Raw genomic sequence first — 11,321 nt, forward strand, 5'->3', positions numbered from 1 at the left:
TATCTCTGAATTACCTGATTTTTAAAGAACTTCTTAATTCGTTTTGCTTGTCGCTTTCGCTCTTAGCAAGCCGGCTATTCTAGCCACCTCAGCGAGTTGTGTCAATCAAATTTTTCAATTTATTTTTCACTTCTCAACTGCATTTTTTCTCCTTCACAACCCTTGGCTGCGAAGTGAGGCGTATTCTACAGACTCCCTGCTCGCTTGCAACTGTTTTTTCATAAAAACTGTGCTTTTTTTAATAAACCCAGTTTATGACCTAGTTACCAAACACTTATCCACAGATTTTTTCACAATCTCGAACCAAAGAGTGGATTACTCAGCAGTTTATAACTTAACCAGATACCGTCACACGTGCAAATTTACGCTTACCTACTTGAAACACCTGATCAACCACGTCGGAAAATATTTGGCGTCCATCTTCTAAACGCTCTCCATTTAACTTAACAGCCCCTTGTTTGATCATACGGTGTGCTTCAGAAGTCGTCGGCACCAGGCCTGCTTCCTTTAATAAGTTAGCAAGCGGCATCTCGGTATTAAATACAAACGCCGGCATTTCATCTGGAATGGCATTTTTTGAAAAACGAGTTTCAAAATCATTGAGCGCAGCTTCAGCCGCCTCAGGGGAATGAAAACGTGCGACCAATTCCATTGCCAATTTAACTTTAATGTTGCGCGGGTTTTCACCTTCTTTAACCGCTTGCTTCCAACCTTCAATCGTTTCAAGCGTTTCAAAGCTTAATAATTCAAAATAACGCCACATCAATTCATCTGAGACTGACATCACCTTGCCGAACATGTCATTGGGCTGATCCTGAATACCTATATAGTTATTCAGTGATTTAGACATCTTTTGCACACCATCCAACCCCTCTAGGATCGGCATAGTAAGTGTAACCTGTGGCTTCTTACCGTAATGATGTTGCAACTGACGCCCCATCAAAAGGTTAAACTTTTGATCCGTACCACCAAGCTCGATATCCGCCTCCATTACAACAGAGTCATAGCCTTGCACTAATGGATATAAAAATTCATGAATGGCAATAGGCGTTCCTGAACGATAGCGATCTTCAAAATCGTTACGCTCTAACATTCGAGCAACAGTCGATGTCGCTGCTAACTTAATCATGTCCGCAGCACTCACACTATTAAACCAAGCCGAATTAAAGACAACTTTGGTTTTTGCAGGATCAAGAATCTTAAACACCTGATCTTGATAAGTTTGTGCATTTTGTGCAATCGCTTCGGCTGAAAGTGGTGGGCGTGTCGCGCTTTTTCCAGTTGGATCGCCGATCATCGCGGTAAAGTCACCAATCAAAAAATGAATCTCATGACCCATATCCTGAAATTGCTTTAACTTATTAATAAGAACCGTATGCCCTAAATGCAAATCAGGTGCTGTTGGATCAAACCCAGCCTTTACAATCAAAGGGCGACCGAGCTTTAACTTCTCGACCAACTCAGACTCAACTAGAATTTCCTCTGCTCCGCGCTTAATCACGGCCAACTGTTCATCAATTGATAACATTTTCACTCTCTAAATTCATTCAATCTATTTTTAACACAACACAGTGTTGCTATTTAACTCAAGACGACCCGTTAACTCACTAACCGATTGCAAGCCACGCTTACTTAAATAACGAGCAATATCCTTATTCATTTTCTTAATCAATAATGGATTTTTTGCGAGCGCCGTGCCCACAGCAACCATAGACGCGCCTGCCAACATAAATTCAATCGCATCTTCAGCACAACTAATGCCGCCCAACCCAATAATTGGAATATTGTGCGGCTTGGCTACTTGATAAACTTGATGCACCTTTAATAAGGCAACTGGCTTAATTGCCGCGCCAGATAGGCCACCTTGATTATTACCCAAATCTGGGCGCCAATGATCGATATTGATCGACATCCCCATTAAGGTGTTAATCGCCGATAATGCATCCGCGCCAGCTTCAATTACACGGCGGGCACCTTCCGCAATATCTGTTTGATTCGGTGATAACTTTACAATTAAAGGTTTTGTCGTCGCTTGTCGACAAGCCTCAACAACTCGCGCGGCCATATCAGGATCATTACCAAAAGCGGCGCCGCCCTTTTTAACATTGGGACAAGATATATTTACTTCTAAACCTGCCAACGGCGTATCATCAAACCGCTTACAGACTTCTGCATACTCTTCAATGCTTGAACCTGACACATTGGCAAAAAATTGCGTTTGCGAATAATCCAGTTGCGTCAATAGGTGGTTTATCACATAATCCACCCCTGGATTCTGAAGCCCGATCGAGTTTAACAACCCATTTGGTGTTTCCCAAACACGTTCCGGTTTATTACCCAACTTCGGCTCCAGTGTCGTGCCCTTTAAGAACACAGCACCTACGTCGCGGTTACTAAAACCCGAAACGGCTTGATACTCAAGGCCATAACCGGCGTTACCAGAAGCCATCGCAACCGGTGAGTTACATTGAACACCACAAATATTAACGGATAAATCTACCACGACGTCACCTAATCATTATGTTACATATTATTTTATACGAGCCCGAAATCCCGCAAAACACCGGTGCCTTAATTCGCTTAAGCGCTAACATGGGCGCTTACTTACACTTAATTCACCCATTCGCATTTGACCTAAGCGAGAAACGAGTGCGTCGTGCTGGATTGGACTATCATGAGTTGGCCAATGTGTATGAACATCCAGATCTTGATACCTGCCTTAAGGAGCATGACATTAAACGTGTTTTTGCCTTAACCACCAAAGGTACACAACCACATAGCCGCCCCAGCTACCAACAAGGCGACGCATTTTTATTTGGCCCGGAAAGCCGCGGACTGCCTGTCGAGGTGTTAGAACAAATTGCCCCAGAGCAAAGGCTACGCATTCCAATGAAAACCGGAGCTCGCAGTATAAACTTAGCGAATGCCGTTTCTATTATGGCCTATGAAGCTTGGCGACAATTAGACTACGCAGACCTATCCAGCAATTAAAGCCACCACAAACCTAAGAAGGTTACGCCTCAGCTTCAGATTTAGATGTTCGAGATAATAGCTGAGAAACGGCCTGCTTCGGGGTTATTTGCTGCATAACAAGCGCATAGACTTGCTGCATAATGGGTAAATCTAACTGGTGTTTGTCAGCTAGGTATTTAACAACCTTAACGGCTTTCACGCCTTCAACCACCTGGCCAATCTCTTGCTGAACTTCTATTGCTGATTTTCCTGACTGGGCTAAGCGTAAACCGAAACGACGATTACGCGACAAATCATCTGTACAGGTTAAAACCAAATCACCTAGGCCAGCCAAACCCATCAAGGTTTCTGGCAACGCATTATAAATAGAGCCAAAACGCATCATTTCGGCCATGCCACGAGAAATGAGAGCGGCACGCGCATTTGCCCCCAATCCCAAACCATCACTGACTCCGGTTGCAATCGCCATAATATTTTTATACGCACCACCGACCTCAACACCCGCAATATCGCCTTGTGTATAAACTCGAAAGCGGTCGGCATGAAAAGCATCCGCCCAAAACTGGGCTTGTTCTGCTTGCGGGGAAGCGCTCACCATCGCGGTTGGTAAGCCTTGCGCCACCTCATCGGCAAAGGTAGGGCCTGACAAAACGGCCACAGGTGTCTCCACTCCCAATTCATCCTGCACAACTTGGTGCAACAAGCGGTGCTGTTCTGGCTCAAACCCCTTCGTTGCCCAAGCCAAGTAAGCCGGCGAAGCACCTAAAATATTAGAAACTTGTCTCAACACACCGGAAAACGCATCACTCGGCACCACCAACAAAACCGCCTCAGAACCTTTCAAAGCCGCTTCTAAATGATGGGTTACCACCAGTCCTGGTGGTAACGTAAAACCCGCGAGGTAACGCGTATTTTCTCGTTGCAACTCCATTTGCTCGGCATGAGTCGCACTATGCGCCCACAAATTAACTTTGTGACCTGTTCTTGCTAAATGAATGGCTAACGCCGTGCCCCAGGCACCCGCTCCAAGTACCGCTATATCAGACATAACGGGTTAGCCAGCTTCCGGTGCTGATTGCTGTGCCTGGCGTTGCTTCATATGATCCGCATACAAGGCATCAAAATTAACTGGATCGACCAGTAGCTGAGGGAAGCCGCCACGCACCACAAGGTCCGACACCGCTTCGCGCGCGAAAGGGAATAAAGCATTGGGGCAGTGACTACCTAACATATAGCTAAGTTCATTGTCATCAAAACCAGTCAGCACAAAAATACCTGCCTGCTCAACCTCACACAAAAAGGCTGTTTTATCTTCCACTTTAACAGTCACAGTTAAGCGAATAAGTGCATGGTAAAGTGAGTCTTCAATCTTAAAACTCTCGACATTTAATGTCACATCCATTTTAGGATCAAACTCTAACGCAAAAATTTGCGGCGAATTAGGCGCCTCAAACGACACGTTTTTAGTGTAAACCTTACGAATAACAAAGCTTTTTTCAGCTGTCTCTGACATGTGCGTCCTATCCTTTTAACATTTCATCTAATTGACCTGACTGGTCAGCGGCATATAAATCATCAAACCCACCCACATGCTGTCCTTTAACAAACACCTGTGGAATCGTGTTACGACCCGAACGAGCCTCCATTTGAGACCATAAATCTGACGAACCAGTGACATCAATCAACTCGTAATCCAACCCTTTGGCATCCAAGAGCTTTCGAGCACGAACACAAAAAGGGCAGGATTGATTAGCGTAAACAATAATCTCACTCATAGCTCAAACCTTAGCTTTACGACGTGTTTTACGCGATACCGGCTGATTAAGCGGCAAACCAGACATCTTCCACGCCATTACACCACCCCTTAAATTAGAGACTTGGGTAAACCCTTCTTTAACTAAAGTATTGGCAGCCGACGCTGAACGCGCACCTGTCTGACAATAAAGCAGAACATTTTTATCTTTGTGAGCACTTAAGCTCGCCACCTTAGCTTTAAGGTCAGCCACCGGAATATGGCGAGCTTCACCAATAAAACCTGTTTTATATTCCGCATCGGTGCGCACATCTATTACAAGTGCGCCTTGATTATATAGACGAGTGGCCTCCTCTGGAGAAACCTGCTTGTAACCTAAAAAACGGTCGCCGACATAACTATACAACAGCATCATAGTGATAATGCCCAATGCGACAAAGAGCAAAAACTCCTGCTGGACGAATTCAATAAACATTAGGTAATTCCTTAGTATGACAAACTTGCAAACCTGATGATTTTAACAGCGAAAGCCGCTACAATGAACGATAATTTTATAATTTATCTTATGTAGGACACCCCATGAGCAAGACTGCAAAACCTCAACATCGACCAACTGGCTTAATCATCCTTGACGGATGGGGCCATAGCGAAAAATTTGAACATAACGCCATCGCTCAGGCCAACACCCCAAATTGGGATGCTCTACTTGCGAAACATCCTCACACTCTGATCCACACATCAGGCCTCAATGTTGGCTTACCCGATGGCCAAATGGGCAACTCCGAAGTAGGGCATTTAAACCTCGGGGCTGGACGCGTGGTTTATCAAGAACTAACCCGCATTCAAAAATCTATCGATGATGGTGCTTTCTTTGAAAATAGCGCTTTTGTGCATGCTATTGATGGCGCCACCACACGAGGACGCGCTGTTCATATCATGGGCCTACTATCAGATGGCGGGGTTCACTCGCACATTAGCCACATCAAAGCCGCCTTAACACTAGCCGTTAGACGCGGTGCAAAAACCTATTTACATGTTTTCACTGATGGCCGCGACACCGCACCTGAAAGTGCGCAAGGTTATATCAAAGAAATTGAAACTCACATGAAAGAAATCGGTGGCGGCCGAATCGCTTCAATTACGGGTCGTTATTTTGCACTCGATCGCGACAACCGTTGGGAACGTGTACAAAAAGCATTCGATGTCATTAGTGCTGGTAAAGCTGAGTTCACAGCCAACTCTGCCAAAGAAGCCGTGGCTCAAGCATACGCACGCGGCGAAACCGATGAATTCATTCAAGCTACGAGCATTCTGCGCAAAAGTGGCAAACCCGTTAAGGTTAAAGATGGCGATGCCATTATCTTTATGAACTACCGCTCTGACCGTGCACGCCAACTTACAAGAGCTTTCATTGAAAAAGATTTCGCTGACTTTCACCGTGATGTCACGCCCGTACTGAGTGACTTTGTCACTTTGACTGAATACAACAAAAATTTTGACGTTAGCATTGCTTACCGTCCCACAAAACTCATCAACACATTTGGCGAATGGGTATCAAAAAAAGGCCTAACCCAGCTTCGCATCGCTGAAACTGAGAAGTACGCGCACGTCACCTTCTTCCTAAATGGCGGAATAGAAGCTCCATACAAAGGCGAAGACCGCATCCTCATCCCATCACCTAAAGTCGCCACTTACGACTTACAACCGGAAATGAGCGTAGAGGAAGTGGCCGATAAACTTTGTGAAGCTATTGAGTCAGGTAAATACGACACCTTTATTTGCAACCTTGCCAACCCAGACATGGTCGGACACTCCGGCAATATGGAAGCCTGCAAATTAGCTGTGGAAGCCGTGGACACGGCATTAGGCCGCATCTTAGAAGCGATCAACAAAGCCGACGGTGAGCTCTTGGTTACGGCCGACCACGGCAACATTGAACAACTTTGGGATGACAGCAGTAACAGCCCGCTCACCGCACACACCACTAACCCCGTACCGTTTGTGTATATTGGACACAAAAACTGCACACTGCGAGAAGGAGGCAGCCTACCAGATGTGATTCCAACACTTTTAGATATGATGGATATTGAAAAGCCTGAAGAAATGACGGGTGTATCTTTATTACAAAACTCATAGCCATAAAAAAAGCACCAGGCCTGGTCACTTGACAACCAGGCCTGGTGCTATATTAAACGCCTGATTTAAGTATTAAATAACACCCATCGCATCAATCGCATTGCTTACACGCAAGAACCCCGCAATATTCGCCCCCATGACATAGTCTCCCGGACAGCCATACTCTTCTGCCGTTGTAAAACACGTCGCATGAATATTAATCATAATTTCCTTCAAACGCGCTTCAGTATAATCATGCGTCCAAGAATCACGACTCGCGTTTTGCTGCATTTCCAATGCACTGGTCGCCACACCGCCTGCATTGGCCGCCTTACCAGGACCATATGAAGTTTTCGCCGCTTGCAAAATACGAATCGCATCTGGCGTGCACGGCATATTCGCCCCTTCCGCCAACGCCTTGCAACCATTTTTAACCAGCATTTCAGCATCTTTGGCATTCAATTCATTTTGCGTTGCACATGGCAAAGCCACATCACAAGGCACCGACCAAATCGAGCCATCTTTATAGAACTTAGCATGCTTCACTTCTTCTGCGTACTTCTCAATACGTGCATACTCAACCTCTTTAAGTCGCTTGATCAGATCTAAATCCAAACCTTTTTCATCAACGATATAGCCGCTTGAATCCGAACAGGCAATCACTTTTGCGCCATAGGACATAGCCTTTTCAATCGCATAGATCGCCACATTGCCTGAACCCGACACAACGACGGTCTTCCCATCCAAACTATCTCCCCGCGCCTTTAGCATTTCCTGCGCGAAGAACACTGTGCCATAACCCGTTGCTTCTTTGCGTGCTAAAGAACCACCCCAAGCCACACCTTTTCCAGTAAATACGCCCGATTCATAGCGGTTAGTTATGCGTTTATATTGACCGAACATGTAGCCAATTTCACGAGCCCCTACACCAATGTCCCCTGCCGGAACATCCGTGTACTCCCCTATATGACGATACAACTCCGTCATAAAACTCTGGCAAAAACGCATAATCTCATTGTCTGACTTGCCTTTCGGGTCAAAATCACTGCCGCCTTTCCCGCCGCCAATCGGCAAACCAGTGAGTGAGTTTTTGAAAATCTGCTCAAAACCTAAAAACTTAATCACACTCAAATTTACCGATGGATGGAAACGAATTCCGCCTTTATATGGCCCCAACGCACTATTAAACTCTACACGGAAGCCACGGTTAACCTGAACCTCACCGCGATCATCTACCCATGGCACTCGGAAAATAATCTGACGTTCTGGTTCACATATGCGTTGCAAAATTTTCTTCTTCGCAATTTCTGGATGCTTTGCCATCACCGGATTCAAACTTTCAAACACCTCTAAAGCGGCTTGATGAAACTCCATTTCTCCCGGGTTTCTGCGCAATACTTCTTGATAGATCAACCCAAGATTGTCTTCTAATTTTTGAGTCATAATTAAGCCCTTTCCTCTCAAACTTGTTGTTATATAATTGTATAATTATTTGCATCGAAAAATTTCGGGGTAACAGATTATTATACCCTGATATTTCTTAAAACCTAAGTAAGCGACCAGCCCTTATGAACAACGGCCCATAGAAAACTGCTTATTGACACTCAGCCGATTTAGCTGTAAATTAGCGACCCCTTTTTTCATGCGTTTGAAATCTAAGGCAAGCATTCATTAAAAAATAAAAGCGCACTGGGCGCATAGAATTGTGAGTTGATAAGTCACCTTAAAAAGACCCGCGAACCCAGACAATAAGGAACCGTTAGATATGAATTCACTCAACACCCTAAAAGGCCTTTACTCCCCAGATTTTGAAAAAGAGAACTGCGGTTTCGGGCTAATTGCCAACATGGACGACAAACCAAGTCACTGGGTCGTTCAGGCGGCGATTCAATCCCTTGCAAACATGACCCACCGCGGTGGGGTAGCCGCGGATTGCTGCACAGGGGATGGTTGCGGCATCTTAATTAAAAAACCCGATTCCTTCTTAAAAGCCGAAGCCAAACGTTTAAACATTCATTTAAACGACACCTACGCAGTCGGCATGTTATTCCTAAACCAAGACTCCGCTCTGGCAGACAAAGCACGCCGCACGTTGGAAACAGAACTCACTGCGCGCGGCCTAAGTGTTGCTGGCTGGCGTAAAGTACCGGTAAAATCCGATGTACTAGGTGAGCAAGCCGCTTCGATGGAACCGCTTATTGAGCAGGTTTACGTCAATCCACCCGCTCAGATTACAGAAGCCGAGTTTAATCGCCTGCTATTTAGCGCACGTCGTAAAACAGAAATGGCGATTGAACCAAATGATAAAACTTTTTATGTCGCCTCCTTAAATACCCAGCTGTTATCTTACAAAGGCCTGGTGATGCCCAAAGAGCTTCAAGAGTTTTATTTAGACCTTCAGAACCCTGGATTTGAATCTGCATCGATTTCTTATCACCAGCGCTTCTCTACCAACACCATGCCACAATGGCGCTTAGCACAACCATTCCGCTTCTTGGCTCACAATGGTGAACTGAATACAATTCGCGGCAACCGTAACTGGGCTTTAGCTCGTCAGAAAAAATTTGAAACGCCTTTACTGCCTGACTTAGCTGACTTAAAGCCGTTAGTTGCCCAAGAAGGGTCCGACTCAAACAGCTTGGACAACATGCTTGAAGTCTTGATGATGGGTGATATGTCGGTGTTCCAAGCCTTGCGCTTGTTGATTCCACCTGCTTGGCAGAACGTGCCCCACATGGATGCCGATCTTAAAGCCTTCCTGGAATATAACTCGATGCACATGGAACCATGGGATGGTCCGGCCGGCATGGTAATCAACACCGGTAAATATGCAATTTGTGGCGTTGACCGTAACGGCTTACGCCCGACACGTTATGTCATCACAAAAGACCGTCATATTACGTTTGCTTCAGAAATCGGCGTGTACGACTATGCACCTGAAGACGTATTGGAAAAAGGGCGCTTAAAGCCAGGTCAAGTCATTGCGGTAGATCTAGAGAATGGTGAGTTGCTTAAACCCCAGCAAATTGATGATGCCCTGAAAACGGCGAAACCTTACCGTCAATGGATGGATCAAGGCTATATGCGTCTTGAAGAACAAATGGGGCGTGAAGAGTCCACTCGTGGTTGGACAGATCAGTTAACCGATACCTATCAAAAATACTTCCAAGTTACCTTTGAAGAACGTGATCAGATTATTCGAGTGCTGGCGGAATCCTCCCAAGAAGCCATCGGTTCGATGGGCGATGATGCGCCACTTCCGGTTTTCTCTCACAAACCTCGTTCAGTGTTTGATTATTTCCGCCAGATGTTTGCTCAAGTCACTAACCCGCCCATCGATCCATTACGTGAAGCGATTGTGATGTCGTTAAACACTTGTTTTGGGCGCGAACTTAACATGTTTGAAGAGGGTCCTGAGCATGCAAAACGTTTAGAAGTTCAATCGCCAGTTCTTAGCCCGTCGATGATGGTGCAGTTGCGCGAACTAAGCGACCCGAACTATCAACAACAAGACATCAGCTTGCATTATGACGCCACTCAAATTGACCTTGAAAAGGCGATTATTGCAGTTTGTGATCAAGCCGTCGCAGCGGCAAAAGCAAACAAAACCTTGTTGATCTTAACGGATCTAGACATTCAACCAGGCCTGGTGACGATTCCGGCAGTTATGGCGACCGGTGCGGTACACCACCGTTTGATCCGTGAAGGCTTACGTACTGAAACCAACATTATTGTTGAAACCGCTACGGCGCGTGATCCACATCACTTTGCTGTATTGTTTGGTTATGGCGCAACCGCCGTTTACCCATATCTAGCTTACGAAAGTATTCAAGATATGTTGCGTACACGTGAACTCGACAATGCCACGCCGGTGAGCAAATACATTAAAAACTACCGTAAAGGCATTAATAAAGGCCTATTAAAAATCATGTCGAAGATGGGGATTTCAACCCTGCCTTCTTATCGTGGTTCTCAGCTGTTTGAAACCGTCGGCTTAAGTACCGAAGTCGTTTCGCTTTGTTTCCCTGGCACGACTAACCGCATCGAAGGCACGCTGTTTGAACACCTTGAATTAGATCAGAAACGTCTTGCATGGGAAGCCTTTAACCCACGTAAATCGATGCAGCAAGGTGGCCTACTTAAATACGTTCATGGTGGCGAATACCATGCTTACAATCCAGACGTAGTTGAAAATTTACGTAAGGCGGTACAAACCGGAGAGCAGGTTTATTACGATAAGTTTGCCGACTTAGTGAACCATCGCCCTGCGATGACCATCCGCGACATGATCACTTTCCGTGAAGATGTAAAGTCTATACCGCTGGATGAGGTTGAACCTCTAACCGACATTTACAAACGTTTTGACAGCGCTGGTATCTCATTAGGGGCCTTGTCACCCGAAGCCCATGAAGCTTTGGCGATTGCGATGAACCGTTTAGGTGCACGTTCCAACTCTGGTGAAGGGGCTGAAGATCCTGCA

The 11,321-nt window shown here is 45.6% G+C and carries 10 protein-coding genes; 3 read left to right on the forward strand and 7 right to left on the reverse strand.

The genetic code is table 11. From position 1 onward, the window contains the following. Nucleotides 1–334: 334 nt before the first annotated feature. Nucleotides 335–1,528, reverse strand: coding sequence for a tyrosine--tRNA ligase (gene tyrS, locus VIM91_RS02100; RefSeq protein WP_331863169.1), 1,194 nt, complete (start codon nt 1,526–1,528; stop codon nt 335–337). Nucleotides 1,529–1,558: 30 nt separating this feature from the next. Further along, nucleotides 1,559–2,503: a dihydroorotate dehydrogenase gene (locus VIM91_RS02105; protein WP_331863170.1), complete on the reverse strand. Its 945-nt coding sequence runs from the start codon at nt 2,501–2,503 to the stop codon at nt 1,559–1,561. Between the two features lie 17 nt (nt 2,504–2,520). Here VIM91_RS02105 and VIM91_RS02110 point away from each other — a divergent pair, with 17 nt between their 5' ends. Next, nucleotides 2,521–2,991, forward strand: a complete 471-nt coding sequence (locus tag VIM91_RS02110; protein WP_331863171.1) for a tRNA (cytidine(34)-2'-O)-methyltransferase — start codon at nt 2,521–2,523, stop codon at nt 2,989–2,991. A 22-nt stretch (nt 2,992–3,013) separates the two neighbouring features. Here VIM91_RS02110 and VIM91_RS02115 read toward each other — a convergent pair whose 3' ends face one another. From VIM91_RS02115 to VIM91_RS02130, 4 genes are read right to left on the reverse strand one after another with little or no spacing between them, the layout of a single operon-like run. Then, nucleotides 3,014–4,021 (reverse strand): NAD(P)H-dependent glycerol-3-phosphate dehydrogenase, encoded by a 1,008-nt coding sequence (locus VIM91_RS02115; RefSeq protein ID WP_331863172.1) that lies wholly within the window; start codon nt 4,019–4,021, stop codon nt 3,014–3,016. 6 nt (nt 4,022–4,027) lie between these two features. Further along, the gene (gene secB, locus VIM91_RS02120) at nt 4,028–4,486 is read right to left on the reverse strand and encodes a protein-export chaperone SecB (RefSeq protein ID WP_331863173.1); all 459 of its coding nucleotides are present in this window, start codon (nt 4,484–4,486) and stop codon (nt 4,028–4,030) included. Nucleotides 4,487–4,493: 7 nt separating this feature from the next. Beyond that, nucleotides 4,494–4,748 carry a glutaredoxin 3 gene (gene grxC / locus VIM91_RS02125; RefSeq protein ID WP_331863174.1) on the reverse strand — a complete coding sequence of 85 codons (255 nt, stop codon included), beginning with the start codon at nt 4,746–4,748 and terminating at the stop codon, nt 4,494–4,496. 3 nt (nt 4,749–4,751) lie between these two features. After that, on the reverse strand, nt 4,752–5,201 hold the full coding sequence (locus VIM91_RS02130; RefSeq protein ID WP_331863175.1) for a rhodanese-like domain-containing protein: 450 nt from the start codon (nt 5,199–5,201) through the stop codon (nt 4,752–4,754). A gap of 104 nt (nt 5,202–5,305) precedes the next feature. On the opposite strand from VIM91_RS02130, the gene gpmI reads away from it, so the two are divergent. Then, entirely contained in the window at nt 5,306–6,862 is a 1,557-nt protein-coding gene (gene gpmI / locus VIM91_RS02135) for a 2,3-bisphosphoglycerate-independent phosphoglycerate mutase (RefSeq protein ID WP_331863176.1), read from the forward strand. A 72-nt stretch (nt 6,863–6,934) separates the two neighbouring features. Here the strand turns inward: gpmI and gdhA are convergent, their stop codons facing one another. After that, nucleotides 6,935–8,284, reverse strand: a complete 1,350-nt coding sequence (gdhA, locus tag VIM91_RS02140) for an NADP-specific glutamate dehydrogenase (protein WP_331863177.1) — start codon at nt 8,282–8,284, stop codon at nt 6,935–6,937. 322 nt (nt 8,285–8,606) lie between these two features. Between gdhA and gltB the strand changes: the two genes are divergently transcribed. Continuing rightward, nucleotides 8,607–11,321: glutamate synthase large subunit (gltB, locus tag VIM91_RS02145; protein WP_331863178.1), on the forward strand; the 2,715-nt coding region annotated here is incomplete at its 3' end.

It is taken from the genome of Thiomicrospira sp., assembly GCF_036568485.1.
Taxonomy (GTDB): Bacteria; Pseudomonadota; Gammaproteobacteria; order Thiomicrospirales; family Thiomicrospiraceae; genus Thiomicrospira.

Coding starts and splice junctions, on each gene's coding strand:
- tyrS (WP_331863169.1), bottom strand. CDS start 1,528: ATGTTATCAATTGATGAACAGTTGGCCGTGATTAAGCGCGGAGCAGAG.
- VIM91_RS02110 (WP_331863171.1), top strand. CDS start 2,521: ATGTTACATATTATTTTATACGAGCCCGAAATCCCGCAAAACACCGGT.
- VIM91_RS02115 (WP_331863172.1), bottom strand. CDS start 4,021: ATGTCTGATATAGCGGTACTTGGAGCGGGTGCCTGGGGCACGGCGTTA.
- secB (WP_331863173.1), bottom strand. CDS start 4,486: ATGTCAGAGACAGCTGAAAAAAGCTTTGTTATTCGTAAGGTTTACACT.
- grxC (WP_331863174.1), bottom strand. CDS start 4,748: ATGAGTGAGATTATTGTTTACGCTAATCAATCCTGCCCTTTTTGTGTT.
- VIM91_RS02130 (WP_331863175.1), bottom strand. CDS start 5,201: ATGTTTATTGAATTCGTCCAGCAGGAGTTTTTGCTCTTTGTCGCATTG.
- gpmI (WP_331863176.1), top strand. CDS start 5,306: ATGAGCAAGACTGCAAAACCTCAACATCGACCAACTGGCTTAATCATC.
- gdhA (WP_331863177.1), bottom strand. CDS start 8,284: ATGACTCAAAAATTAGAAGACAATCTTGGGTTGATCTATCAAGAAGTA.